Genomic DNA, 24287 nt, shown 5'->3' with positions numbered 1-24287 from the left:
TCGCTCACGCGGAGGCCTCGGCGCCGGTGGTCTCCGTGTCGGAGCCCTCGCGCATCGGGACGCGGACGCCCTTCTCCTCGGCGACGCGCTCGGCGATGTCGTAGCCCGCGTCGACGTGGCGGATGACGCCCATGCCCGGGTCGTTGGTGAGCACGCGGCGGATCTTCTCGCCGGCGAGCTTGGTGCCGTCGGCGACCGAGACCTGGCCGGCGTGGATGGAGCGGCCCATGCCGACGCCGCCGCCGTGGTGGAGGGAGACCCAGGAGGCGCCGGAGGCGACGTTGACCATGGCGTTGAGCAGCGGCCAGTCGGCGATGGCGTCGGAGCCGTCGAGCATGGCCTCGGTCTCGCGGTACGGGGAGGCCACCGAGCCGCAGTCGAGGTGGTCGCGGCCGATCGCGAGGGGCGCGGCGAGGGTGCCGTTGCCGACCATGTCGTTGAACATGTCGCCGGCCTTGTCGCGCTCGCCCTGGCCGAGCCAGCAGATGCGGGCGGGGAGGCCCTGGAAGTGGACGCGCTCGCCGGCCATCTTGATCCAGCGGTGGAGGGACTCGTTCTCCGGGAAGAGGTCGAGGATCGCCTTGTCCGTCTTGTGGATGTCGGAGGCCTCGCCGGAGAGGGCGGCCCAGCGGAAGGGGCCCTTGCCCTCGCAGAACAGCGGGCGGATGTAGGCGGGGACGAAGCCGGGGAAGGCGAAGGCGCGGTCGTAGCCGGCGAGCTGGGCCTCGCCGCGGATCGAGTTGCCGTAGTCGAAGACCTCGGCGCCGGCGTCCATGAAGCCGACCATGGCCTCGACGTGGCGGGCCATGGACTCGCGGGAGCGGCGGGTGAAGCCGGCCGGGTCCTTCGCGGCCGCGTCGGCCATGTCCTCGAAGGCGACGCCGACGGGGAGGTAGGAGAGCGGGTCGTGGGCCGAGGTCTGGTCGGTCACGATGTCGATGGGGGCGCCCTCGGCGAGCATCTGCGGGAGCAGCTCGGCGGCGTTGCCGAGGAGGCCGATGGAGAGCGGGCGGCGGGCGTCGCGGGCCTCGGTGGCCAGCTGGAGGGCGTGGGCCAGGTTGTCGGCCTTGACGTCCAGGTAGCGGTGCTCGATGCGGCGCTCGATGGCGCGCGGGTCGACGTCGATGCAGATCGCGACGCCGTCGTTCATCGTCACGGCGAGGGGCTGGGCGCCGCCCATGCCGCCGAGGCCGGCGGTGAGGGTGATGGTGCCGGCCAGGGTGCCGTTGAACTTCTTCGCGGCGACGGCGGCGAAGGTCTCGTAGGTGCCCTGGAGGATGCCCTGGGTGCCGATGTAGATCCAGGAGCCGGCGGTCATCTGGCCGTACATGGTGAGGCCGAGGGCCTCCAGGCGCCGGAACTCCTCCCAGTTCGCCCAGTCGCCGACCAGGTTGGAGTTGGCGATGAGGACGCGCGGGGCCCACTCGTGGGTCTGCATGACGCCGACGGGGCGGCCGGACTGGACGAGCATCGTCTCGTCCTGCTTCAGCGTGCGCAGCGTGCGGACCATGGCGTCGTACGAGCGCCAGTCGCGGGCGGCCTTGCCGGTGCCGCCGTAGACGACGAGCTTGTCGGGGTGCTCGGCGACCTCGGGGTCGAGGTTGTTCTGGAGCATCCGGAGGGCGGCTTCCTGCTGCCATCCCAGGGCGCTCAGTTCCGTACCGCGTGCTGCTCGGACGGGGCGGGGTCCTGACATGGGGGTGCCTCCTCGAATGTCGATCAGATATTCACATCTTGGCTCGCTGAATAGTTGTAGTCAACAGGGCAGCCCTCACCCGTACCGGTGAAGCGATGGACGAGGATGGGCCGCATGGCCTCCTACCGCCGTGATCTCGCCGTCCGAGCCTCCGTCGACCAAGGACTCCTCTCCCCCGCCGAACCCGTCGTCGCCCTCCTCGACACCACCGGCATCCGCGCCTCCGCCGCCGCCCTGACCAGCGCCTTCGCCGCCGTCACCGACGCCCACGTCCTCCACGCCTTCGCCGTCAAGGCCACCCCGCTCGTCCCCGTCCTGCGCCTCCTCCACGACGCCGGGCTGGGCGTCGAGGTCGCCAGCCCCGGCGAGCTCGCCCTCGCCCGCGCCGCCGGGATCCCGCCCTCCCACACGGTGCTCGACTCCCCCGCCAAGACCCCGGCCGAGCTGCGCCAGGCCCTCGCGCTCGGGATCGCGGTCAACGCCGACAACCTCCAGGAGCTGGACCGCCTCGACGCGCTCGTCGCCTCCGCGCCCACCGCCTCGCCCCTCGGACTCCGAGTGAACCCGCAGGTCGGAGCCGGTGCCATCGGCGCGCTCTCGACCGCGACCGCCACCTCCAAGTTCGGCGTGGCCCTCCGCGACGAGGGCGCCCGCGCGGTCGTCGTCCAGGCCTTCCTGGACCGCCCCTGGCTCACCCGGCTGCACACCCACACCGGCTCCCAGGGCGTCCCGCTCGCGCTGATGGCCGAAGGCGTCGGGGAGGCCTACGCCCTCGCCGAGGAGATCAACCACAAGGCGGGCCGGCAGCAGATCGACACGCTCGACATCGGCGGCGGCCTGCCGGTGAACTTCACCTCCGACGAGGAGACGCCGACGTACGCCGAGTACGCCCGGCTGCTCGCCGAGACCGCGCCCGGCCTCCTCGACGGCCGCTACCGGCTCGTCACCGAGTTCGGCCGCTCCCTGCTCGCCAAGCACGGCACGGTCCTCGCCCGGGTCGAGTACACGAAGACCGCCGGGGGCCGCCCGATCGCCGTCACCCACGCGGGCGTCCAGCTCGCCACCCGTACGGTCTACGCCCCCGACTCCTGGCCGCTGCGGATCCTCGCGTACGACTCCGAGGGCCGCCCCCGCGCCGGGGAGACCGCCGTCCAGGACGTGGCGGGGCCCGCCTGCTTCGCCGGGGACCTGCTCGCCACCGGCCGGGAGCTGCCGCTCCTGCGCCCCGGCGACGTCGTCGCCGTCCCGGACACCGGCGCGTACTACTTCGCCCACCACTACGCGTACAACAGCCTGCCCCGGCCCGCGGTCCACGGCTTCACGGTGGAGGAGGACGGGGCGGTGACGTTCTCGACGGTCCGGCGGGCCCAGACGCTCGACGAGATCGTCGCGGAGGCGGGCGGGAGCCACGCGAACGCCCTCGTCGGGTAGCGCGGGCGCGGCGGCACGGCTTCGATGAGGACATGACTGGATCGGGTACGGACACCACCTCCGTCGTCGTCGAGCGCCGGGTCGCCGCCTCCCCCGGGCGGGTCTGGGAGGCGATCACCGACCTGCGGGACATGCCCCGCGTCCTCTCCGGCGTCGAGAAGGTCGAGGTGCTCACCGAGGGCGGCTTCGGCGTCGGCACGCGCTGGCGCGAGACGCGGCGGATGCTGGGCAAGGAGGCGACGGAGGAGATGACGGTGACCGAGTGCGTGCCGCCGGACCGGTACGTCACGGTCGCCGAGTCGCACGGCATGCACTACGAGTCCGAGATCACCCTGAAAGCCGACGGCGAGGGCGCCACCACCCTGAGAATGGCCTTCTCGGGCCGCCGGATGGCAGGCCGCCGGCCGGGGTTCGTCGCCAAGCTGCTCGCCCGCTTCGGCGCGAAGGCCGTCGCCAAGGCGCTCGCGAAGGACCTGTCCGAGATCGCGAAGGCGGTCGAGTCCCGCGCCTGACGAGCACGGGCGGTCAATTCTCGCCACGCTCGGGCATGTTCCGATGGAAAATGCCAGAACTCCCACCACGAGCCGGAACGTTCAGTAGCGTCACCGTCACAGCCGTTCGTTCGCGCGCCGTATCGGGAGGGGAATCCGCGTGCCCGGAATCGACGAGTGCCTGCTGGAGGCCATGGCCCTGCCAGGTGCTCTCGGAGCCTCCCTGGTCGACTGGACCAGCGGGCTCGCGCTCGGGACCGCGGGGGACTCACCGGTCGGAGACCACGAGACGACAGCCGCCGAGACGGCCGAACTCGCCCGGTCCGCCGCCGAGTTCGACTCCTTCGCGGCGATGGGCGAGAAACCCTTCGACGGCCCGCCCGTCGAGGACCTCATCGTCACCACCCGCGCCGGCTACCACGTCATACGTTTCGTCGAGACCTCCTTCGACAGCAGCGTCTTCCTCCATCTCTGGCTCGACCGCGACGCGGGCAACCTCGCCCTCGCCCGGATACGGCTCCGCGACCTCGCCGAGAGGCTGGTCCTCGGATGACCGCGGTCGCCACCCCCGTCTCCCCGATGCTGGTCCGGCTCGCCGCCGAGAAGGCCACCGGCGCCCTGCTGCGCGACCACGGCACGCTCTACCTCGTCGACGGCCGCGTCGTGCACGCCGAGAGCCCCGCCGCCCCCGGCGTCGACGTCCTCCTGACCACCGGCGGACGCCTGCCCCGCGAGGGCTGGGACGAGGCCGTCGACCGGGCAGGCGCCCACCGCGCCGTCGGGCGCTTCCTCGTCGACAGCGGCCGGCTGCGCGACGGCGAGCTGGAGATCTGCCACCTCGGCGCCGTCTTCGACGCCGCCTTCTTCGCCCTCTCCCCCACCAGCGGGCCGACCCGCTTCCGGTACGGGGTCGGCCACTGGTTCGGCACGGTCCGGCCGGTCTCCGCCGAGGCCGTCGAGCGCGAGACCGTCCGCCGCCGCGAACTCCTCGACGCCGTCTGGCCGTACGCCTCCGTCGACACCGCCCCCGTCGTGCCCCGGCCCGCCGCCCCCGGCCAGACCGTCGGGGTCCGGCAGCGCGCCCTGCTCGCCGCCGCCGACGGGGAGCGGACCCCGGCCGAGCTCGCCCGGCTGCTCGGCCGCCCCGCCTTCCACACACTTCTCGACGTCCGGCGGCTCGCCGCCGCCGGGCTCGTCGAGACCCCCCAGGAGCCGGAGCCCGAGCCCGAGCCCGTACCGCCCCCGCGACCGCTCCTGACGGCCCCGCAGATGGCCGACCCCGACATCGCCCTGCTGCGCCGGCTCCGTGACGCCCTGGAGGCACATCTGTGATGCGCCGTGCCCTGCGCCTGCGCGCCGAGAGGAGACAGCTCATGACTGCGGAGACCGAGGTCCTCGGCGAGCTCAGACGGCTGCGGGCCCGGCTGCCCCAGCTGACCGGAGCCCTCGCCGCCAGCGCCGACGGCCTCGTGCTCGCCCACGACACCGTCGACGGCGAGGCGGAGAGCGTGGCCGCCCTGACGGCGGCGGCGCTCGGCGTCGGCCAGCGGCTGACCGACTCCACGGGCCAGGGCCGCTTCCGCGAGCTCCTCGTCCGCGGCGAGAGCGGCTACGTGGCGACCTACGCGGCGGGCGGCGCGGCCGTCCTGACGCTGCTCGCCGAGCCCCGGATCAACGTGGGCCGGCTCCACCTGGAGGCCCGCAGGTCCAGCGCCCGGATAGGGGTACTCGTCGACGACGCGCTGGAGCGCAAGGACCTGAACCGACTCTGAGCGACCTCGACAGAACCTGATCGACCCCTGACTCCGACCGACCTGTTCGAACCGTCCGAACAGCACTCTCGAAAAGGAAGTACGACACCATGGCGAACACCGAGACCTCCCTCAAGGAAGCGGCCTCCATCGAGGGCGCCATCGGCGCTGCCCTCGTCGACTACACCAGCGGAATGGCGCTCGGCACGATCGGCGGCGGCAAGGAGCTCGACCTGAACGTCGCCGCGGCGGGCAATACCGACGTGGTCCGGGCCAAGGTCCGGGCCATGGAGATGCTCGGCCTCGGCGAGGAGATCGAGGACATCCTGATCACCCTTGGCCGGCAGTACCACCTGATCCGGCTGCTCAGGACCTCGGGCTCGAACGGCCTGTTCATGTACCTCGCCCTGGACAAGGAGCGCGCGAACCTGGCGATGGCCCGCCACCAGCTCAAGAAGATCGCCACCGAGCTCCAGGTCTGACCCGGAACACCCCCGCCCGGCGGACTACTCCACGAACAGGCCCCGCGCGGCCGCCTTCGTGTCGAACTCCTCCAGACGCGCCTGCGCGTCCGGGAGTTCGTCCGCCATGGCCTCCAGCAGGACCCGGCCGAGCATCATCGGCGCGCAGGCCGTGTCGAAGGCGAGCCCCGTGCCGACGGCGGCCGGGATCAGCAGGTCGCTGTGGGCGGCGACGGGCGCGAACGCGGAGTCGGCGACGGCCACCACCGTGAGCCCGGCCGCCCTGGCGTACTCCAGGGCCTCGACGACCTCCCGGGGGTGCCGGGGCAGGGCGAAGCAGAGCAGCGCCGTGGCCCCGGCCCGGACGGCCGCGTCGACGCGGTCCGTGAGCATCGACCCGCCCTCGTCGAGGAGCCGCACGTCGGGGTGGACCTTGGCGGCGAAGTAGGCGAAGCCCCGCGCCTGCGAGGAGGCCGCCCGCAGGCCGAGCACGAGCAGCGGGCGCGAGGAGGCGAGGAGCCGGCCGGCCCGCTCGACGGGCCCGGGGTCGGCGAGCAGCCCGGCGAGGTGCCGCAGGTTCTCGATCTCGGCCAGCACGGCCTGCTGGTACTCGTTGCCCTGCTCACCCCCCGCGTCACCGGGCTCCGGGGGCGCGACCTCCCGCAGGTGCTTGCGCAGCGCCGGGTACCCGTCGAAGCCGAGGGCGACCGCGAAGCGGGTGACGGAGGGCTGGCTGACCCCGGCGAGCTCGGCGAGCTCGACGCTGGACAGGAACGGCACGTCGGCGGCGCGGCGCACCATGCAGTGGGCGATCCGCCGCTGCGTCGGCGTCAGCCGGTGCCCCTCGAAGAGCGCCTGCAGCCGTCCGGCCGGGCTGTCACTCATGCCGCCCCCTCGCTTATTCACCCGCCAATGACTCTGCATAAGGATATGCAGCCAGGCGGAGGGAGGGAAAGGCGAGGGAGGGCGGGAAGGCGGAGATGTGGCGCGGGGACCGCCGCACCCCCGGTGAAGGGGGGGCGGGACGACGGCGGTCCCCGCGAGGGACACGGGCCCGGGTCAGGGCCGGTCTCCGCGTCCGCGGCGTCCATGGAGGCCCGGGAGCCGCTCCGGAAGTCCTTGACGCCGACAAGCACCAATGTGCCGGACGCGTGTTAAGCGGGTGCTGCGCGTACGTGTCACGCTCGTACCGGTTGTACGAAGTACCGGTTTCACGTGCGCCGGAGCACCCGCCCCTCGGATCCCTCCGGCTACTTCGAGCCGCCGTTGGCCAGGAAGGCCAGCAGGTCCTGGCGGCTGACGACGCCGGTCGGCTTGCCCTCGACGAGGACGATCGCCGCGTCGGCGGACTCGCCGAGGACGGTCATCAGGTCGGCGACGGGCTCGCCGGAGCCGACCTGCGGCAGCGGCGGGCTCATGTGGCGCTCCAGCGGGTCCTCCAGGGAGGCGCGCTGGGTGAAGAGCGCGTCGAGGAGCTCGCGCTCGACGACCGAGCCGACGACCTCGGCGGCCATGACGTCGGGGTGACCGGCGCCGGGCTTGACGATGGGCATCTGGGAGACGCCGTACTCGCGCAGCACCTCGATGGCCTGCCCGACCGTCTCGTCCGGGTGCATGTGGACGAGGGAGGGCAGGCCGCCCTCCTTGTGGCGCAGGACGTCGGCGACGGTGGCGGAGGAGGTGTCCTCCAGGAAGCCGTGTCCCGCCATCCACTCGTCGCTGAAGATCTTCGACATGTACCCGCGGCCGGAGTCCGGCAGCAGCACGACGACGACGTCGTCCGGGCCGAGCTCGCGGGCGACCTCCAGGGCGGCCACGACGGCCATGCCGCAGGAGCCGCCGACGAGCAGGCCCTCCTCCTTGGCGAGGCGGCGGGTCATCTGGAAGGAGTCCTTGTCGGACACGGCGACGATCCGGTCCGTGACGTTCCGGTCGTACGCGGTCGGCCAGAAGTCCTCGCCGACGCCCTCGACCAGGTACGGCCGGCCGGAGCCGCCCGAGTAGACGGAGCCCTCGGGGTCGGCGCCGATGACCTTCACGGAGCCGCCGCTGGCCTCCTTGAGGTAGTTGCCGGTGCCGGAGATGGTGCCGCCGGTGCCGACGCCCGCGACGAAGTGGGTGATCTTCCCCTCCGTCTGCTCCCAGAGCTCGGGACCGGTGGTCTCGTAGTGGGAGCGCGGGTTGTTCGGGTTGGAGTACTGGTCGGGCTTCCAGGCACCGGGGGTCTCACGGACGAGCCGGTCCGAGACGTTGTAGTACGAGTCCGGGTGCTCGGGGTCCACGGCGGTGGGGCAGACGACGACGTCGGCACCGTACGCCCGCAGGACGTTGATCTTGTCGAGGGACACCTTGTCGGGGCAGACGAAGATGCACTTGTAACCCTTCTGCTGGGCCACGATCGCGAGGCCGACGCCGGTGTTGCCGGACGTGGGCTCGACGATGGTGCCGCCGGGCTTGAGCTCGCCGCTCTGCTCGGCCGCCTCGATCATCCGCACGGCGATCCGGTCCTTGACCGAGCCTCCGGGGTTGAAGTACTCGACCTTGGCCAGGACGGTCGCCTGGATGCCCGCTGTGACGTTGTTGAGCTTCACCAGCGGGGTGTTGCCGACGAGGCTGATCATCGAGTCGTGGAATTGCACCGTAATCTCCGGGGTCTCCGTAATGGTGTGGCCAGCGTATGCGTAGTCGGAGCGGGTTACGGGGCACTTAGACCCTGAACGGCTTGAAGGGTCCGTGCGGCCCGGAGGAGGTGACGGCCCCCATGTCGAGGGCGAGGGTGGCACGGCGGATCGCGGCGGGTGCGGCGTACGGCGGCGGGAGCATCGGTCTCCTCGGCGTGGCGGCGGTCGGGCTCCTGCTGACCGAGATGCAGCTGGCGAAGCGGTCGGTGGGGAACGGGACGGCGCCCCTGCCGCCGGTTGCGGACGGCCTGTACGGCCGGGCGTTCGGCACGGAGGAGCCGCTGCGACTGGCCCTTCTGGGTGATTCCACGGCGGCGGGCCAAGGGGTCCGCCGCACGGGTCAGACGCCGGGCGCGCTGCTCGCCTCGGGGCTCGCGGCGGTCGCGGAGCGGCCGGTGGTCCTGCGGAACGTGGCGCTGTCGGGGGCGCGCTCGGACGACCTGGAGCGCCAGGTGTCGCTGCTCCTGTCCCAGCCGGTGACGCCCGACGTGTGCGTGATCATGATCGGGGCGAACGACGTGACGCACCGGATGTCGCCGACGGAGTCGGTGCGGCACCTGGCGGCGGCGGTGCGGCGGCTGCGGACGGCGGGCGCGGAGGTGGTCGTCGGGACCTGCCCGGACCTGGGGACGATCGAGCCGGTCTACCAGCCGCTGCGCTGGCTGGCCCGGCGGGCCTCGCGGCAGCTGGCGGCGGCGCAGACGATCGTGGTGGTGGAGCAGGGCGGGCGGACGGTGTCGCTGGGCGACCTGCTCGGCCCGGAGTTCGCGGCGAACCCGCGCGAGATGTTCGGCGTGGACAACTTCCACCCCTCGGCGGAGGGGTACGCGACGGCGGCGATGGCGGTGCTGCCGACGCTGTGCGTGGCGCTCGGCGCCTGGCCGGAATCGGACCGGCTGGAGCCGGCGCGCCGGGAGAACATCCTGCCGGTGGCGAAGGCGGCGGCGGAGGCGGCGAAGGAGGCGGGCACCGAGGTCACGGGCGCCCGCGCCCCGTGGGCCCTCCTCAAGCACCGCCGCCGCAGGCGCCTCCCCGCCGCGGAATCCCCGGCCCCGGCCCCGGAGGACGCCCAGACCTGACCCGTACGGGCCGGCTGCGGCTGAGCGCTCGCTTAGAAAAGAGGTCCGCGTCACACCGTCCGGGCGGTGACCCGTGCGGTACGTACGGGTAACTTCCCTTTCAGTCCGACCCCTCCGCACCCTCATGGAGCCGTGATGCCCGAAGCCGTGATCGTCTCGACCGCCCGCTCGCCCATCGGCCGGGCCTTCAAGGGCTCCCTCAAGGACCTGCGGCCGGACGACCTCACCGCGACCATCGTCGAGGCCGCCCTGGCGAAGGTGCCCGAGCTGGACCCGCGCGACATCGACGACCTGATGCTGGGCTGCGGTCTGCCCGGCGGCGAGCAGGGCAACAACCTGGGCCGGATCGTCTCCGTGCGCATGGGCATGGACCACCTCCCGGGCTGCACGATCACCCGCTACTGCTCCTCCTCCCTGCAGACCTCCCGCATGGCGCTGCACGCGATCAAGGCGGGCGAGGGCGACGTCTTCATCTCGGCCGGCGTCGAGATGGTGTCCCGCTTCGTGAAGGGCAACTCGGACTCGCTGCCCGACACGCACAACCCGTTCTTCGCCGAGGCCGAGGCCCGCACCGCCGAGGTCGCCGCCTCCGAGGGCTCCACCTGGCACGACCCGCGCGAGGACGGCATCGTCCCGGACGCGTACATCGCGATGGGCCAGACCGCCGAGAACCTGGCCCGCCTGAAGGGCATCAGCCGCCAGGAGATGGACGAGTTCGGCGTCCGCTCGCAGAACCTCGCCGAGCAGGCCATCAAGAACGGCTTCTGGGAGCGCGAGATCACCCCCGTGACGCTGCCGGACGGCACCGTCGTCTCCACGGACGACGGCCCCCGCGCCGGCGTCACCCTGGAGGGCGTGCAGGGCCTCAAGCCGGTCTTCCGCCCCGACGGCCTCGTCACCGCCGCCAACTGCTGCCCGCTGAACGACGGCGCCGCCGCGCTCGTGATCATGTCGGACACGAAGGCCCGCGAGCTCGGCCTGACCCCGCTCGCCCGCATCGTCTCCACCGGCGTCTCCGGCCTCTCCCCCGAGATCATGGGCCTCGGCCCGGTCGAGGCCTCGAAGCAGGCTCTCAAGCGCGCCGGCCTGACCATCGGCGACATCGACCTGGCGGAGATCAACGAGGCCTTCGCCGCCCAGGTCATCCCGTCCTACCAGGAGCTCGGCCTGGACCTGGACAAGGTGAACGTCAACGGCGGTGCGATCGCCGTCGGCCACCCCTTCGGCATGACGGGCGCCCGGATCACCGGCACGCTCATCAACAGCCTCCAGTTCCACGACAAGCAGTTCGGCCTGGAGACCATGTGCGTCGGCGGTGGCCAGGGCATGGCGATGGTCATCGAGCGCCTCTCCTGACCTACCGGGGCTAACCCCACCGCGTCCGAGCCGTGACCGAATCTCCCCCAGGATGTGACCTACGTCCCGGGGGAGGTCCATATTCGCAGGTCAGAGGGGTTTCGGGACTAAACACCCGGCCAAAATACCTGTCCAATTCGTGACGTAATGCACTGACAGCGAGCACCACCCCAGGACAAGCTGATGTAGGAAGTCGGGGGATCGACTCGGAATCGGGAGTACGTCAGTGAGCGCCATGTCTCTTGCCCTGCTGCTGACCACGGCCGCTGCCACGGCCGTGGGCGCTGCTGCCCTGCACGCCGTCCACGGTCTCCGCAAGGAGGTCACCGGCCTGCGCGCCGAGCTGGCCGCCGCCCGCGGCGTCACGGTCCCCGCAGCGCGCACCTCGCCCGCCGCGGAGATACGGGCCGCGGTCGCCGAGGCGCTGGCCGAGGAGCGCGAGCGCGAGCTCGCGGAGGCCCGTGCCTTCTGGGCCGCACAGGAGGCGCGTGACGCGGCGGACGCCCCGTCCCTGCTCGGCGGGCTCGGCGGCCCGGTCGAGGACGGCACCTTCTACGTCCCGCGCCAGGCCGACTTCGCGGGCCTGGAGGCGATGGCCCTGGAGGCGATGGAGGCCGAGGCCGCCGCACTCGACGGCGTCGCCGACCTCGCCGACCCGCTGGACGAGTTCCCCGAGGACTCCGCGGAGCTGGCCGCGGCCCGCCGCCGCCACCCCTCGCACCCGGACTTCGTGCCGGTGCAGACCCCGGTCGTCACCGACCACGAGCGGACGGTGGCCCGCCTGGAAGAGCTCGCGGACACCCGTACGGAACTGACCGACGTGCGCCCGGGCCCGCTCGGCACGCTGGACGTGTACGTCTTCGCGGACGGCACGACGCTCTGTATGACCCCGGGGCACCGCGAGACCGCGGAGCGCCTCGCCGAGGCCCTGCGTTCCGGCCGTTCCCCGGTGCTGCTCGGCGGCTCGGGCGTCTCCGGCGCCTTCGCGCTCACCTTCTCGTACGGCGACACGGACGAGGAGAACGTCTACATCCTGGCGGACCGCGTCATCGCGTCCCTCTGATTCCGCACCCTCGCACCACCCGCCCCAGGGGGCCTCGGGGCGCCGCGACGGCCTCCGACCGCCGGACGTCCGGGGTCCGCGCCGCAGAAGCCCGCCGGCCCCCCCCCGGACACGCCCTAGAGCCCCGAGCGCTCCGCCGCCTCCCGTACCAGCCTCACGGCCTCGCCCAGTTCCCCCGCGCGGGAACCGGCCGGGGCCGTTCGCAGGATCTCGGCCAGATCGGTCCCGGCGACGACGAGCTGGTCGGCGACGGTGAAGACCCCCGCGTCCGGCATCGTCAGCGGCTCCCGCTCCGGGTTCTCGGCGCGCTGGGCGCGTACCGAGAGCTCCCGGGCGAGCGCCAGCCCCTCGGCCGCCGCCCCGCGCTGGAGGCGGCTCTGCGGGGCGGCCCGCAGGCGGTCGGCGAAGCGCTCGACGGCCGCGGTCAGTTCACTCGTATCAAGCACCCCGCGACCCTACGTCACTTCACGTGCCGGCCGAGGAAGTCGCGGACGAGCCCGGCGATCTCCTCCCCGTGCGTCTCCAGGGCGAAGTGCCCGGCGTCGAGCAGGTGGATCTCGGCGTCCGGCAGGTCGCGTGCGAAGGCCGACGCGCCCGCGGGACCGAAGATCTCGTCGCCGCGCCCCCAGGCCGCGAGGAGCGGCGGCCGGTGGGTGCGGAAGTACTCCTGGAAGACCGGGTAGCCGTCGAGGTTGAACTGGTAGTCCCAGAAGAGCTGGAGCTGGATCTCCTTGTTCCCGGGCCGGTCCAGGCCGGCCTGGTCCAGGGTCCAGGTCTCCGGGGCGATCCGGTCGAGCCGGTCCGCCGGGACGCCGTGGGTGTACTGCCAGCGGGTGGCCTCGGCGGTCAGCAGCTCCCGCACCCCGGCCTCGTTGGCCGCGCGGTCCTTGGCGTGGGCGAAGAGGACGTCCCAGAAGGGCGTGAAGCCCTCCAGGTAGGCGTTGCCGCTCTGACTGACGATCGCGGTGACCCGCTCGGGGTTCCGGGAGGCGATCCGCAGGCCGATGGGGGCCCCGTAGTCCTGGATGTAGAGCGCGAACCGCTCCACGCCCAGCTGGTCGAGGAGGCCGAGGGTGATCTCGGTGAGCTTCTCGAAGCTGTACGCGAAGTCCTCGACGGCCGGGGCGGCGGAGGCGCCGAAGCCGATGTGGTCCGGGGCGATCAGGTGGTACGAGTCGGCCAGCTCGGCCATGAGCCCGCGGTACATGTGCGAGCTGGACGGGAAGCCGTGCAGCAGCACGAGGGTGGGACCGGCCGGGTCGCCGGCCTCCCGGTAGAAGACGTCGAGCCCGTCGACGGTGGCGGTGCGGGCGCGCAGGGCGAAGGCGGACATGCGGGTTCCCCGTTTCCGATGTGGTGGCGCCGGGCGGGAGAACGATCGTTCTCCCGATGCCCTGTAGGCTACGAGAACGATGGTTCTCTACGCAAGGGGTGATCGGCAGATGGATGCGGAAGCCGCCGAACTGAAGGTGCTCGACACCGCCGAGCGGCTCTTCGACGAGCGCGGGGTGCAGGCGGTCGGCATGGACGCGCTGCGCACCGCCTCAGGGGTCTCGCTCAAGCGCCTCTACCAGCTCTTCCCCTCCAAGGACCTGCTGGTCGAGGCGGTCCTGCGGCGGCGCGACGAGGCCGTGCGCGAGGCCCTCGCGGCGCACGGGGAGCGGGTCGCCGACGGGCCGTACGAGCGGGCCCTCGCGGTCTTCGACTGGCTCGGCGCCTGGTTCGCGGAACCCGGCTTCCGCGGCTGCGCGTTCATCAACACCTTCGGGGAGCTCGGCGGCGTCGCCCCGAACGTCTCCACCCTCGCCCGCGACCACAAGGAGGCCCTGCGGGCGTACCTGGCCGCGCAGACGGACGCCCTCGGCGCCCCGCCCGCCCTCGCCGACCAGCTCGCCCTGCTCGCCAACGGCGCCATGGTCGTCGCGGGCATCACCGGCTCCCCCGAGCCCGCCGCCCAGGCGAAGGCCGCGGCCCGCGTCCTCCTCGACGCCGCGTAGAGGGCGTCCGGGAACGCGGAAAGGGCCCGCCCGGCGCGAAGCCGGACGGGCCCTTCCCCCGAGCTCAGAGGCGTCAGTCGTCGCCCTGCAGGATCGACAGCAGACGCAGCATCTCCAGGTAGATCCACACCAGGGTCATGGTGAGACCGAAGGCGGCCAGCCAGGCCTCCTCGCGCGGGGCGCCGTAGTTCACGCCGTCCTCGACCTGCTTGAAGTCGAGGGCGAGGAAGCAGGCGCCCAGGATGACGCCGATGACACCGAAGAGGATGCCGAGGCCACCGCTGCGGAAGCCGAGGCCGTCACCGCCGGCGAAGACGGCGAACAGCAGGTTGACGACCATGAGCAGCATGAAGCCCATGGCGGCGGCCATCACGAAGCCGTAGAAGCGTCGGTTGACCCGGATCCAGCCCATCTTGTAGGCGATCAGGACACCGGCGAAGACCGCCATCGTGCCCAGGACCGCCTGGATGACCACGCCGTCGGCGATGTACGTCGAGACGGCGGCCGAGATCACACCGAGGAAGACGCCCTCGAAGGCGGCGTAGCCCAGGATCAGCGCGGGGGACGGCTTGCGCTTGAAGGACTGCACCATCGCCAGGACGAAGGCGACCAGGGCGGCGCCGATGGCGATGCCGTAGGACTTGCCCAGGTTCGCCGAGTCGACCGGCAGCAGGAACCAGGACAGGACGGCGGTGAGCACGACCGTGCCGAGCGTCATGGCCGTACGGCTCACGACGTCGTCGATCGTCATCACGTTGCCGCGGGCCTGCGGCGGGGCGCCCACCTGCGCGTCCTGCGGGGCGTACGGGTTGGTGGCGTACGGGTTGGTCGCGCCTTCGGCGTACGGGTTACCGGTGGCGTAGGGGTTGGTTCCTACGGCGGGGCCCCCGGCCTGCGGCTGCTGGCCGAAGCCGGCGGTGCCGTTGTCGCGGCTGAACCCCCGTCGCGAGAAGACCGGGTTGCTGCTCCTCATCTCACTCCTCCATGGCAGACCGCACGGCGCGGCCTTGCGTCAAGAGTAATGCGTAGGCAAAAGAAACTCCCTAGTGCTCGGGGAGGATCTTTTCCCGCACACAGGGGAGCGCTGATCGGGATCTGCGCCGCCGGGCCCCAGGCACTCGCCTGCGGCCCGGGGTGGTGCCCGGAACCGGACTTGAACCGGTACGGCCCGAGGGCCAGCGAGGTTTAAGCTCGCCGTGTCTGCGTATTCCACCATCCGGGCGTTGCGCGAAGCTCCGCGTTGGCACAGGAGCCTATCGGGGCCCTATCCCTCGTTCAGCGGAACATCGGCCCGATGTTGTCTTATTTTATTGACGCTTGAGGGTGCGTCAGTGCAGGTGAGAGGCTTTTCGGCGAACTGTGACAGGGGTCGCAGGCGCAAAGGCGAGCCCACCGGAATGACGAAAAGTCGTCGCACGTCTGTCACCTCGGCGCGATGCCGACTCTCGGGGGCGCCGTCATACCTCAGGAGGAGTGCGGGGGGCTCCGGTCCGACTCGAGTCTGCCCCGAGAACGGGCACGTGGACGGACGTCCCGGGCCGGAACGCTCGACACGATGGAGTGGTTCCCGCAGCAGCCCCGCAGTGACAGGAGTCCCCCTCGTGACCACCACCCCCACCGTGTCCCGCGCCACCGCGGTGGCCGCCCGCGCCACGGATCTCTCGAAGGTCTACGGACAGGGCGAGACCCAGGTGGTCGCGCTCGACCACGTCACCGTCGACTTCCGGCAGGGCGAGTTCACCGCGATCATGGGCCCCTCCGGCTCCGGCAAGTCGACCCTGATGCACTGCGTCGCCGGCCTGGACTCCTTCTCCTCCGGCTCGGTGCGGATCGGCGAGACCGAGCTCTCCACTCTCAAGGACAAGCAGCTCACGCAGCTCCGCCGGGACAAGATCGGCTTCATCTTCCAGGCCTTCAACCTGCTGCCGACGCTGACGGCCCTGGAGAACATCACGCTGCCGATGGACATCGCCGGCCGCAAGGCCGACAAGCAGTGGGTCCAGCAGGTCATCGACATGCTCGGCCTCTCCGCCCGCCTCAGCCACCGCCCCACCGAGCTCTCCGGCGGCCAGCAGCAGCGCGTGGCCGTGGCCCGCGCCCTGGCCTCCCGCCCCGAGATCATCTTCGGTGACGAGCCGACCGGAAACCTGGACTCGCGCTCGGGTGCCGAGGTCCTGGGCTTCCTGCGCAACTCGGTCCGCGAGCTCGGCCAGACCGTCGTCATGGTCACCCACGACCCGGTCGCCGCCTCCTACGCGGACCGCGTGATCTTCCTCGCGGACGGCCGGATCGTCGACGAGATGCTGAACCCGACGGCCGACGGGGTGCTCGACCGCATGAAGGCCTTCGACGCCAAGGGCCGTACGAGCTGACGCACGCGCGTCACCCCGTACCCACCCGCTTCTCCCAGGACTCCAGGACACACCCATGTTCCGTACCGCCCTGCGCAACGTCCTCGCGCACAAGGCGCGGCTGCTGATGACCGTCCTCGCCGTGATGCTCGGCGTGGCCTTCGTCTCCGGCACCCTCGTCTTCACCGACACCCTCGGCCAGGCCTTCCGCAACCAGTCGGCCAAGAGCTACGACGACGTCTCCGTGGCCGTCGAGATGTGGCCGAACCCCGAGCAGGCCCGCAAGGCCCCCGGGCTCTCCCAGCAGGACGTCGACGAGGTCGCGAAGCTCGACGGGGTCACCTCCGTCTCGCCGCGCGTCGACGGCTTCGCGGGTGTGCCCGACAAGAACGGCAAGCTGATCGGCAGCGGCTGGTCCAACAAGGGCACCAACTTCGCCCCCGGCAAGGACGGCAAGGACCGCGCCCTCACCTTCACCGCGGGCGACGGCCCGGCCGCGGCCGGCCAGGTCGCGCTCGACAAGGACACCGCCGACAAGGGCGGCTACAAGGTCGGCGACACCGTCCGCGTCGCCACCAACGGCCCGGTGAAGGAGTACACCCTCTCCGGTGTCTTCACCACCGAGGACGGCGCCGTCAACGCCGGCGGCAGCCTCGTCGTCTTCGACACCGCCGTCGCCCAGAAGCTCTACCTGAAGCCCGGCTTCTTCCAGAACCTGACCGTCACCGCCGCCCCCGGCACGGACGACGGCAAGCTCCTCGACGAGGTCCTGAAGGTCGTCCCGAAGGCCGCCACCGCGCAGACCGGCCAGGCCCTCGCCGACCAGCAGGCCAAGGACATCGAGGCCGGCCTCGGCGCCCTCAACCAGGTCCTCCTCGGCTTCGCCGGCATCGCCCTCTTCGTCGGCGTCTTCCTGATCTCCAACACCTTCACGATGCTGGTCGCCCAGCGCACCAAGGAACTGGCCCTGATGCGCGCGGTCGGTGCCTCGCGCAAGCAGATCACCCGCTCGGTCCTCGCCGAGGCCGGCCTCGTCGGCCTGGTCGCCTCCGCCGTCGGCTACGCCCTCGGCATCGGCCTGGCCGCCGGGCTCCGCTCGGCCATGAGCGCCTTCGACATGAAGGTCCCGGCCGGCGACCTGGTCCTGGGCGCCACCCCGGCCCTCAGCGCCTTCGCCGTGGGTGTCCTGATCACGATGCTCGCCGCCTGGCTGCCCGGCCGCCGCGCCGCGAAGATCCCGCCGGTCGCCGCCATGAGCAGCGTCCACGCCACCGCGAGCACCAAGTCGCTCGTCGTGCGGAACTCCATCGGTGCCGCGCTCACCGCGCTCGGTGTCGTCCTGATCGTGCTCGGCGCCGGCCAGGGCGGCGACGACGGCCGCATGCTCATCGCGGGCGGTGCCTTCCTCACGCTCATCGGCGTGATCGTGCTCATCCCGTTCCTGTCCCGGCCCGTGATCGCCCTGATCCGCCCGGTCTTCGTGAAGCTCTTCGGGGTCTCCGGCAAGCTCGCCGGCCTGAACGCGGTCCGCAACCCGCGCCGCACCGGCGCCACCGCCTCCGCGCTCGCCATCGGCCTGACCCTGGTCACCGGCCTCTCGGTGCTCGGCGCCACGGTCGGCTCGGCCCTCGACAAGGTGACGACCGACCAGATCAAGGCCGACTACATGGTCACCATGGCCAGCGGCGACGGGCTGAGCACGGAGGCGCTCACCGCCCTGCAGAAGGCCCCCGGCGTCACCGCGGTCTCCCCGCAGCAGGCCGGCGCCTTCGAGCTGAAGGGCGACTACGTCTCGGTCTCCGGCGTCACCCCCGGGGCCATCGAGAAGGTCCTCAAGCTGGACGTCCTGAAGGGCTCGCTGTCCTCCCTGGGCGGGAACACGATCGCCGTCGACGACGACGTCGCCACGAAGCGCGGTCTGAAGGTCGGCGACACCGTCCCGGCCGAGTTCCTCGACAAGCAGAAGGGCAAGCTGACCGTCGGCGCCGTCTACAAGGCCAACGAGTTCGTCTCGCCGGTCATGGCCGACCGGAAGCTGGTCACCGCGCACGAGGAGCAGGCGTCCATCCGCCAGATCTTCGTCTCCACGGACGGCGGCGCGAGCGCGGCCCACGAGCGGGCCCTGTCGAAGGCCATGGGCGACAACCCGGCGATCACGGTGATGGACCACAAGGACATCCGTGACTCCTTCGGCGGCCCGATCAACATGCTGCTCAACATCATGTACGGCCTGCTGGGCATGGCCCTGATCATCGCCGTCCTCGGTGTCGTGAACACCCTCGCGATGTCGGTCTTCGAGCGCCAGCAGGAGATCGGCATGCTGCGGGCGATCGGTCTCGACCGGCGCCGCGTGAAGCGGATGGTCCGTCTGGAGGCCGTGGTCATCTCGGTGTTCGGCGCGGTCGTCGGCATCGGTCTCGGCTCGTTCCTCGGCTGGGCGATCGGCGAGACCTTCAAGAGCAGCCTGCCGGGCTACGTCCTGGTCCTGCCCTGGGACCGGATCGGACTCTTCCTGGTCCTGGCGGCCCTGGTCGGCGTCCTCGCCTCCCTGTGGCCGGCCCGCAGCGCGGCGAAGCTGAACATGCTCTCCGCGATCAAGGCCGAGTAGCCCGACACGGGCCGAAGGGCCGGTCTCCCCACCCGGGGAGGCCGGCCCTTCGCGTGCGTACGGGGGTCAGGGCCGCTCGTTCCAGACGCGCGGCCGCAGCGCCGTCCCGCTCCGCCCCGACACCGGGGTCTTCACGGCGAGGAACTGGTTCACGCCGATCCGGTTGCGCTCGAAGGAGACGGCGGAGGCCGCCATGTAGAGCCGCCAGATGCGGGCCCGGCCGGGCGAGGTGAGCCGGACCGCCCGGTCCCAGTCACGCTCCAGGTTGGCCACCCAGCGGCGGAGCGTCAGCGCGTAGTGCTCGCGGATCGCCTCGACGTCCCGGACCTCGAAGCCGGCGTCCTCCAGGGTGGACAGGGTGCGGCCCATGGGGGCGAGCTCGCCGTCGGGGAAGACGTACGCGTCGATGAAGGGGTCGATCTCGTAGGCCGTCTCGTCGGGCTCGGGGCGGCGCGAGATCTGGTGGTTCAGGAGCCGTCCGCCGGGTCTGAGGAGCCCGTACAGGGTGTCGGCGTACTCCCGGTACCGCACGGCCCCGACGTGCTCGGCCATGCCGATCGACGAGATCGCGTCGTACGGGCCGTCCGCGACGTCCCGGTAGTCCTGGACGCGGATCTCGACCAGGTCCGTGAGGCCCTCGTCGGCGACGCGCTTGCGGGCGTACGCCGCCTGCTCGCGGGAGAGGGTGATGCCGACGACCTTGGCGCCGTACTCGCGGGCGGCGTGGATGCCCATGGAGCCCCAGCCGCAGCCCACGTCGAGGAGCCGGTCGCCCTCCGCCAGGTTCAGCTTGCGGGCGATGAGGTCCAGCTTGTCGCGCTGGGCGTCCTCCAGGGTGCCGTCGGGCGTCCAGTAGGCGCAGGAGTACACCATGGACGGACCGAGGACGATCTCGTAGAAGTCGTTGCCCACGTCGTAGTGGTGACTGATCGCCTGCTTGTCGCGGCGCCTGCTGTGGCTGCGGCCGCTGCGGCCGCGCATCTCCTCGGCGGGCGGCGGCGGGGGCGGCAGGGGCCCGGCGAGCCGCAGCAGGGCGCGGGCGGCGGCGCGGAGCCGCGGGTCGCGTACGGAGTCCCGCAGGGCCGCGAGGCGGCTCCTGGTGTCCTCGGGGCGCTCCCAGAGGAGACCCGAGAGCCGGTCCAGGACCTCGTACAGGTCTCCCTCGACGTCGAGCTCCCCGGCCACCCAGGCGCGGGCCAGGCCCAGTTCGCCGGGCCTCCAGATCATTCTCCGCAGGGCGCGGCGGTCGCGGACGATCAGGACGGGAGCCCCCGCGGGTCCGGCCTCGCTGCCGTCCCAGGCCCGCAGCCGCACCGGCAGCGGTCCTCCGAGGAGTTCCTCGGCGAGTGTCGTCAGCCGCGACGCGGCGTCGGCCATGGTGCACACCTCCGTGATCTCGTGCCCCAGAAATGCTCGTCACCAAGGGAACACCCTGCGTAGGCGTTTGCCTTCCCGGCACAGCGCAAGGAGTCGGCAAAACACGCGAAGGGCCGTCCGCACCACGGATGGCGGACGGCCCTTGACGGGGTGTTGCGGGTACTGCGGGTCCTACGCGTACTGCTGTGGCGTACTGCCGTGCCTCAGGAGGCCTTGGCCTTCTCCTGCACCGGGGCGGCCGGGGCGGGGGCGGGCTTGGCGGCCTCGTAGAACTCCTCGCGCGGCGTCTCCATGGCGCCGAGCGAGACGACCTCGCGCTTGAGGAACATGCCGAGGGTCCAGTCGGCGAAGACACGGATCTTGCGGTTCCAGGTCGGCATGGCCATGCCGTGGTAGCCACGGTGCATGTACCAGGCGAGACGGCCCTTGAGCTTGATCTTCACCTTGCCCATGACGATCATGGCGACGCCCTTGTGCAGACCGAGTCCGGCCACCGCGCCCTTGTTGGCGTGGCTGTACTCCTTCTGCGGGAAGCCGCGCATGCCGGCCACCACGTTGTCGCCGAGGACCTTGGCCTGGCGCAGGGCGTGCTGGGCGTTCGGCGGGCACCAGGCGCGCTCGACCGGGACGCCGGCCTTGACCGCGGCCAGGTCCGGGACCTGGGCGTTGTCGCCCGCGGCCCAGGCGTAGTCCAGGCCGTTGATCTGGAGCTTCTCGTTGCAGTCCACGTGGCCGCGGGGGCCGAGCGGCAGACCGAAGCGGGAGAGCGCCGGGTTCGGCTTCACGCCGGCGGTCCACACGATCGTGCTGGAGTCGACCTCGAGGCCGTTCTTCAGCACGACGTGGCCGTCGACGCAGGAGTCCATGGAGGTCTCGAGGTAGATCTCGATCCCGCGGGACTCCAGGTGCTCCTTGCCGTACTGGCCGAGCTTGGGGCCGACCTCGGGAAGGATCTTGTCCGCGGCGTCGACCAGGATGAAGCGCATGTCCTCGCGCTTCACGTTCTGGTAGTACTTCGCGGCGTCGCGGGCCATGTCCTCGACCTCGCCGATCGTCTCGGCGCCGGCGAAGCCACCGCCGACGAAGACGAAGGTCAGCGCCTTGCGGCGGACCTCCTCATCGGTGGTCGAGTCGGCCTTGTCGAGCTGCTCGAGGACGTGGTTGCGCAGGCCGATGGCCTCCTCGATGCCCTTCATGCCGATGCCCTGCTCGGCGAGACCGGGGATCGGGAAGGTGCGGGAGACCGCGCCCATGGCGATGACGAGGAAGTCGAAAGGCAGCTCGTACGCCTCGCCGACGAGCGGCGAGATCGTGGCGACCTTGCGGTCCTGGTCGATGGTGGTGACCCGGCCGGTGAGCACCTCCGCTCCGCGGACGACGCGTCGCAGCGGGACGACGACGTGACGCGGCGAGATGCTGCCGGCGGCGGCTTCGGGCAGGAAGGGCTGATAGGTCATGTACGACCGCGGGTCGACGACCGTGACGGTCGCTTCCGCGTAGCGCATCTTCTTGAGGATGCGCCGAGCTGCGTACAGGCCTACGTACCCGCCGCCTACTACGAGGATCCTGGGACGCTCCGTGGTGCTCATGGGATCGAGTATCCACCCCGCACTGGGGGGGTGCTCGTGCGCCCCTTCACAAGGTCCTGGCGGACCTCTGCTACACTCCGCCGCCCACGTGATCCATGTCATGGCGCTGCAAAGGAACCGGGGTGCGCCGGTGAACGTTGTTCACCCCTTGTGAACTGGCCTGGAGAGCCCTCGTTAACGCTGAACCACCAGATGCGTTCACGCGATGGAAACAACGAGCGAAGTGGCCCCCGAACCTGCGAAAGGGCCCTGAGACGCCCCTCGGAGGGGCTAAAGACCCTCCTCGGGCGCCGTCAGGGCCCTTTTCCTTGTGAAGAACTTCACGAACCTTTTCCGACAGGGTGTCGCCGGAGGGCTCGATAGGCGCCCACTATGCGACGGATAGGGCGATCCCATCGAGAATGTCGTGCTCGCTGACGACGACCTCGCTCGCTCCGACGCGCTCCATGATCTCGCTCAGGACGAGCGCCCCGGCGATGATCACGTCGACCCGGCCGGGGTGGATGACGGGGATCGCGGCCCGCTCGTCGTGCGTGGAGGCGAGGAGCCGGCCGGTGACCTCGGCGACGCGCTCGGCGGAGATCCGCGCGTGGTGGATCTTCTCGGAGTCGTACTCCGGGAGGCCGAGGGCGATCGCGGCGACGGTGGTGACCGAGCCGGCGAGCCCGACGAGGGTCTCGGCCGTGCCGATCGGCACGGTCTCCGCGGCCAGGTCGAGCGCGGACCGGACGTCGGCGCGGATCGCGTCGACCTCCTCGGCGGTCGGCGGGTCGTGGCGGACGTGCCGCTCGGTCAGCCGGACGCAGCCGATGTCGACGGAGCGGGCCGCCTCGACGTGCTTGTTGCCGGTGACGAACTCGGTCGAGCCGCCGCCGATGTCCACGACGAGGTACGTCTCCGTGCCGTGCAGCTCGCCGGTGGCACCGGTGAAGGAGAACGCGGCCTCCTGGTCGCCGGTGATCACCTCGGGCTCGACGCCCAGGATCTCCACGACCCCGTTCACGAACTCGTCGCGGTTCTCCGCGTCGCGGGAGGCGGAGGTGGCGACGAAGCGGAGCTTCTCGGCGCCCAGCTCCTTGATGACCTCGGCGTACTCGCGGCAGGCCGCGAAGGTGCGCTCCAGCGCCTCGGGCGCGAGGCGCCCCGTCCTGTCGACGCCCTGGCCGAGCCGGACGATCGTCATCCGCCGGTCCAGCTCGACGAGGTCGCCCGTCTCCGGGTGCACGTCGGCGACGAGGAGGCGGATCGAGTTCGTACCGCAGTCGATTCCGGCGACCCGGGTCATTCCGCGGACTCCTTCTCTTCCTTGTCGGCGCAGGGGTTCACGCACGCGCCCTTCGCCCACCACTCCGGCAGCATCGCGAGGGCCTCGTCGCCGAAGGGGTTGACGCCCGGGCCCGCGACCAGCGAGTGGCCGACGAGGACGTGCAGGCACTTCACGCGGTCCGGCATGCCGCCGGCGCTCGGGAAGCCCTCCAGGACCTCGATCGCGTCGCGGCGGGCGAGGTAGTCCTCGTGCGCGGCGCGGTAGGCGGCGGCCAGCTCGGGGTCGGTGGCGAGCCGGGCCTGCATCTCCTTCATGACCCCGTTGGCCTCCAGGGTGCCGATGGCGGAGGCCGCCCGGGGGCAGGTCAGGTAGTACGTGGTCGGGAACGGCGTGCCGTCGGGGAGGCGCGGCGCGGTCTCGACGACGTCCGGGTTGCCGCACGGGCAGCGGTGCGCGATGGCGCGCAGGCCGCGCGGCGGCCGGCCGAGCTGGAGCTCGAAGGCGGCGATGTCCGTCGCGGTGGGCTCGGTGCGTTCGGTCTGCGGAGGGGGCGTTTCCATGTCTTCGGTTGCCTTGCTCGTTGTCGCGGAGGAGGGGTCAGGGGCGGTCGGCGTGGTCGACGCCGTCCCAGAGGTTGTCGTACCAGGGGCGCTCGGCCGTGCCCTGGTCGGCGCGGGGCCGCTGCTCCGCGTCGGGGTCGTTCACGGTGAAGCCGGTCTCGCCGGGCAGCACGTAGTGCAGGTGCTCGCGGGCGAGGCGGCGGACGTAGGCAGGGTCCTGGAGGCGGGCCTTCTCGTCCCGCAGCTCCTCGACCCGCTGGGCGGCCTCGGCGGCCCGGCGCTCCTGGTCCTCGATCTCGCCCTGCTGCGAGACGTAGCTGCGCATCGGGTAGGCGAGCGCCACGACGAGGGAGCAGACGACGAGGGCGAGGAAGGCCGCGCGGCCGGTGAGCCGGGAGCGGCGGGCCTGGCGGCGGGTCTGGGAGCGGTAGACACGAGCGGCGGTCTGCTCGCCGAGCAGTCTGATCCGGGTCGCGGTGGAGAACCGGTCCCGGTCCTTCGCGGCCATGTCGTGTCGCCTCCCCTGTTC

The 24287-nt window shown here is 71.7% G+C and carries 23 protein-coding genes and 1 tRNA gene; 12 read left to right on the top strand and 12 right to left on the bottom strand.

The genetic code is table 11. The annotated features are described in order from the left end of the window. Positions 1-4: 4 nt before the first annotated feature. On the bottom strand, positions 5-1696 hold the full coding sequence (gene hutU / locus ACF08F_RS24055) for a urocanate hydratase (RefSeq protein ID WP_392300591.1): 1692 nt from the start codon (positions 1694-1696) through the stop codon (positions 5-7). 105 nt (positions 1697-1801) lie between these two features. Between hutU and ACF08F_RS24050 the strand changes: the two genes are divergently transcribed. The 6 genes from ACF08F_RS24050 to ACF08F_RS24025 all read left to right on the top strand — a co-directional run bounded on the left by ACF08F_RS24050 (position 1802) and on the right by ACF08F_RS24025 (position 5851). Continuing rightward, positions 1802-3127 carry a diaminopimelate decarboxylase gene (locus ACF08F_RS24050; protein ID WP_392300590.1) on the top strand — a complete coding sequence of 442 codons (1326 nt, stop codon included), beginning with the start codon at positions 1802-1804 and terminating at the stop codon, positions 3125-3127. Between the two features lie 32 nt (positions 3128-3159). Next, a complete protein-coding gene (locus ACF08F_RS24045) occupies positions 3160-3639 on the top strand; it encodes an SRPBCC family protein (RefSeq protein ID WP_392300589.1) in 480 nt (159 codons plus the stop codon). Positions 3640-3778: 139 nt separating this feature from the next. Continuing rightward, positions 3779-4171, top strand: a complete 393-nt coding sequence (locus ACF08F_RS24040) for a hypothetical protein (RefSeq protein ID WP_392300588.1) — start codon at positions 3779-3781, stop codon at positions 4169-4171. Then, positions 4168-4950 carry a transcriptional regulator gene (locus ACF08F_RS24035; RefSeq protein ID WP_392300587.1) on the top strand — a complete coding sequence of 261 codons (783 nt, stop codon included), beginning with the start codon at positions 4168-4170 and terminating at the stop codon, positions 4948-4950. The genes ACF08F_RS24040 and ACF08F_RS24035 overlap by 4 nt, the downstream gene beginning before the upstream one ends. Before the next feature lie 41 nt (positions 4951-4991). After that, positions 4992-5390 carry a roadblock/LC7 domain-containing protein gene (locus tag ACF08F_RS24030; RefSeq protein ID WP_392300586.1) on the top strand — a complete coding sequence of 133 codons (399 nt, stop codon included), beginning with the start codon at positions 4992-4994 and terminating at the stop codon, positions 5388-5390. A gap of 89 nt (positions 5391-5479) precedes the next feature. Continuing rightward, the gene (locus ACF08F_RS24025) at positions 5480-5851 is read left to right on the top strand and encodes a hypothetical protein (protein WP_392300585.1); all 372 of its coding nucleotides are present in this window, start codon (positions 5480-5482) and stop codon (positions 5849-5851) included. Positions 5852-5875: 24 nt separating this feature from the next. Here ACF08F_RS24025 and ACF08F_RS24020 read toward each other — a convergent pair whose 3' ends face one another. Both ACF08F_RS24020 and ACF08F_RS24015 read right to left on the bottom strand, forming a co-directional pair. Then, complete coding sequence (locus ACF08F_RS24020) at positions 5876-6715, bottom strand: MurR/RpiR family transcriptional regulator (RefSeq protein WP_392300584.1); 840 nt, start codon at positions 6713-6715, stop codon at positions 5876-5878. A gap of 365 nt (positions 6716-7080) precedes the next feature. Further along, positions 7081-8469 carry a cystathionine beta-synthase gene (locus ACF08F_RS24015; RefSeq protein WP_392300583.1) on the bottom strand — a complete coding sequence of 463 codons (1389 nt, stop codon included), beginning with the start codon at positions 8467-8469 and terminating at the stop codon, positions 7081-7083. 122 nt (positions 8470-8591) lie between these two features. Between ACF08F_RS24015 and ACF08F_RS24010 the strand changes: the two genes are divergently transcribed. The 3 genes from ACF08F_RS24010 to ACF08F_RS24000 all read left to right on the top strand — a co-directional run bounded on the left by ACF08F_RS24010 (position 8592) and on the right by ACF08F_RS24000 (position 12009). Next, entirely contained in the window at positions 8592-9590 is a 999-nt protein-coding gene (locus tag ACF08F_RS24010; protein ID WP_392300582.1) for an SGNH/GDSL hydrolase family protein, read from the top strand. Between the two features lie 135 nt (positions 9591-9725). Beyond that, positions 9726-10946, top strand: a complete 1221-nt coding sequence (locus ACF08F_RS24005; RefSeq protein WP_392300581.1) for an acetyl-CoA C-acetyltransferase — start codon at positions 9726-9728, stop codon at positions 10944-10946. Positions 10947-11181: 235 nt separating this feature from the next. Beyond that, a complete protein-coding gene (locus ACF08F_RS24000) occupies positions 11182-12009 on the top strand; it encodes a hypothetical protein (protein ID WP_392300580.1) in 828 nt (275 codons plus the stop codon). Between the two features lie 116 nt (positions 12010-12125). Here the strand turns inward: ACF08F_RS24000 and ACF08F_RS23995 are convergent, their stop codons facing one another. Together ACF08F_RS23995 and ACF08F_RS23990 are read right to left on the bottom strand one after the other, a co-directional pair. Beyond that, the gene (locus ACF08F_RS23995; protein ID WP_392300579.1) at positions 12126-12455 is read right to left on the bottom strand and encodes a hypothetical protein; all 330 of its coding nucleotides are present in this window, start codon (positions 12453-12455) and stop codon (positions 12126-12128) included. Positions 12456-12469: 14 nt separating this feature from the next. After that, positions 12470-13342 (bottom strand): alpha/beta fold hydrolase, encoded by an 873-nt coding sequence (locus ACF08F_RS23990; RefSeq protein WP_392300578.1) that lies wholly within the window; start codon positions 13340-13342, stop codon positions 12470-12472. Positions 13343-13451: 109 nt separating this feature from the next. On the opposite strand from ACF08F_RS23990, the gene ACF08F_RS23985 reads away from it, so the two are divergent. After that, entirely contained in the window at positions 13452-14006 is a 555-nt protein-coding gene (locus ACF08F_RS23985) for a TetR/AcrR family transcriptional regulator (RefSeq protein ID WP_392300577.1), read from the top strand. 73 nt (positions 14007-14079) lie between these two features. On the opposite strand, the gene ACF08F_RS23980 is transcribed toward ACF08F_RS23985, so the two are convergent. Together ACF08F_RS23980 and ACF08F_RS23975 are read right to left on the bottom strand one after the other, a co-directional pair. Then, complete coding sequence (locus ACF08F_RS23980) at positions 14080-14979, bottom strand: Bax inhibitor-1/YccA family protein (RefSeq protein WP_392300576.1); 900 nt, start codon at positions 14977-14979, stop codon at positions 14080-14082. 162 nt (positions 14980-15141) lie between these two features. Beyond that, positions 15142-15228: transfer RNA gene (locus ACF08F_RS23975), tRNA-Leu, on the bottom strand. 379 nt (positions 15229-15607) lie between these two features. Here ACF08F_RS23975 and ACF08F_RS23970 point away from each other — a divergent pair. Together ACF08F_RS23970 and ACF08F_RS23965 are read left to right on the top strand one after the other, a co-directional pair. Then, complete coding sequence (locus ACF08F_RS23970) at positions 15608-16378, top strand: ABC transporter ATP-binding protein (RefSeq protein ID WP_055643093.1); 771 nt, start codon at positions 15608-15610, stop codon at positions 16376-16378. Positions 16379-16433: 55 nt separating this feature from the next. Continuing rightward, a complete protein-coding gene (locus ACF08F_RS23965; protein WP_392300575.1) occupies positions 16434-18965 on the top strand; it encodes an ABC transporter permease in 2532 nt (843 codons plus the stop codon). 66 nt (positions 18966-19031) lie between these two features. Here the strand turns inward: ACF08F_RS23965 and ACF08F_RS23960 are convergent, their stop codons facing one another. The 5 genes from ACF08F_RS23960 to ACF08F_RS23940 form a co-directional block, all read right to left on the bottom strand. After that, complete coding sequence (locus tag ACF08F_RS23960; protein WP_392300574.1) at positions 19032-20342, bottom strand: class I SAM-dependent methyltransferase; 1311 nt, start codon at positions 20340-20342, stop codon at positions 19032-19034. A gap of 203 nt (positions 20343-20545) precedes the next feature. Then, complete coding sequence (locus ACF08F_RS23955) at positions 20546-21931, bottom strand: NAD(P)/FAD-dependent oxidoreductase (protein ID WP_392300573.1); 1386 nt, start codon at positions 21929-21931, stop codon at positions 20546-20548. A gap of 370 nt (positions 21932-22301) precedes the next feature. Continuing rightward, a complete protein-coding gene (locus tag ACF08F_RS23950) occupies positions 22302-23216 on the bottom strand; it encodes an exopolyphosphatase (protein ID WP_392300572.1) in 915 nt (304 codons plus the stop codon). After that, entirely contained in the window at positions 23213-23758 is a 546-nt protein-coding gene (locus ACF08F_RS23945) for a DUF501 domain-containing protein (RefSeq protein WP_392300571.1), read from the bottom strand. Before ACF08F_RS23945 ends, ACF08F_RS23950 begins: the two co-directional genes overlap by 4 nt. A 37-nt stretch (positions 23759-23795) precedes the next feature. Further along, on the bottom strand, positions 23796-24266 hold the full coding sequence (locus tag ACF08F_RS23940; protein ID WP_392300570.1) for a septum formation initiator family protein: 471 nt from the start codon (positions 24264-24266) through the stop codon (positions 23796-23798). Positions 24267-24287 lie beyond the last annotated feature (21 nt).

Origin of the sequence: Streptomyces sp. NPDC015130 (assembly GCF_043080005.1) — a bacterium.
GTDB lineage: Bacteria > Actinomycetota > Actinomycetes > Streptomycetales > Streptomycetaceae > Streptomyces.
The sequence above is the reverse complement of the archived record's forward strand: the minus strand, read 5'-3'. Positions and strand labels throughout refer to the sequence as shown.

What these genes read in the sequence shown, in the direction of transcription:
- hutU (WP_392300591.1), bottom strand. Translation starts at nt 1,696, where the DNA reads ATGTCAGGACCCCGCCCCGTCCGAGCAGCACGCGGTACGGAACTGAGC.
- ACF08F_RS24050 (WP_392300590.1), top strand. Translation starts at nt 1,802, where the DNA reads ATGGGCCGCATGGCCTCCTACCGCCGTGATCTCGCCGTCCGAGCCTCC.
- ACF08F_RS24045 (WP_392300589.1), top strand. Translation starts at nt 3,160, where the DNA reads ATGACTGGATCGGGTACGGACACCACCTCCGTCGTCGTCGAGCGCCGG.
- ACF08F_RS24035 (WP_392300587.1), top strand. Translation starts at nt 4,168, where the DNA reads ATGACCGCGGTCGCCACCCCCGTCTCCCCGATGCTGGTCCGGCTCGCC.
- ACF08F_RS24030 (WP_392300586.1), top strand. Translation starts at nt 4,992, where the DNA reads ATGACTGCGGAGACCGAGGTCCTCGGCGAGCTCAGACGGCTGCGGGCC.
- ACF08F_RS24025 (WP_392300585.1), top strand. Translation starts at nt 5,480, where the DNA reads ATGGCGAACACCGAGACCTCCCTCAAGGAAGCGGCCTCCATCGAGGGC.
- ACF08F_RS24020 (WP_392300584.1), bottom strand. Translation starts at nt 6,715, where the DNA reads ATGAGTGACAGCCCGGCCGGACGGCTGCAGGCGCTCTTCGAGGGGCAC.
- ACF08F_RS24010 (WP_392300582.1), top strand. Translation starts at nt 8,592, where the DNA reads ATGTCGAGGGCGAGGGTGGCACGGCGGATCGCGGCGGGTGCGGCGTAC.
- ACF08F_RS24005 (WP_392300581.1), top strand. Translation starts at nt 9,726, where the DNA reads ATGCCCGAAGCCGTGATCGTCTCGACCGCCCGCTCGCCCATCGGCCGG.
- ACF08F_RS24000 (WP_392300580.1), top strand. Translation starts at nt 11,182, where the DNA reads ATGTCTCTTGCCCTGCTGCTGACCACGGCCGCTGCCACGGCCGTGGGC.
- ACF08F_RS23990 (WP_392300578.1), bottom strand. Translation starts at nt 13,342, where the DNA reads ATGTCCGCCTTCGCCCTGCGCGCCCGCACCGCCACCGTCGACGGGCTC.
- ACF08F_RS23985 (WP_392300577.1), top strand. Translation starts at nt 13,452, where the DNA reads ATGGATGCGGAAGCCGCCGAACTGAAGGTGCTCGACACCGCCGAGCGG.
- ACF08F_RS23980 (WP_392300576.1), bottom strand. Translation starts at nt 14,979, where the DNA reads ATGAGGAGCAGCAACCCGGTCTTCTCGCGACGGGGGTTCAGCCGCGAC.
- ACF08F_RS23965 (WP_392300575.1), top strand. Translation starts at nt 16,434, where the DNA reads ATGTTCCGTACCGCCCTGCGCAACGTCCTCGCGCACAAGGCGCGGCTG.
- ACF08F_RS23960 (WP_392300574.1), bottom strand. Translation starts at nt 20,342, where the DNA reads ATGGCCGACGCCGCGTCGCGGCTGACGACACTCGCCGAGGAACTCCTC.
- ACF08F_RS23955 (WP_392300573.1), bottom strand. Translation starts at nt 21,931, where the DNA reads ATGAGCACCACGGAGCGTCCCAGGATCCTCGTAGTAGGCGGCGGGTAC.
- ACF08F_RS23950 (WP_392300572.1), bottom strand. Translation starts at nt 23,216, where the DNA reads ATGACCCGGGTCGCCGGAATCGACTGCGGTACGAACTCGATCCGCCTC.
- ACF08F_RS23945 (WP_392300571.1), bottom strand. Translation starts at nt 23,758, where the DNA reads ATGGAAACGCCCCCTCCGCAGACCGAACGCACCGAGCCCACCGCGACG.
- ACF08F_RS23940 (WP_392300570.1), bottom strand. Translation starts at nt 24,266, where the DNA reads ATGGCCGCGAAGGACCGGGACCGGTTCTCCACCGCGACCCGGATCAGA.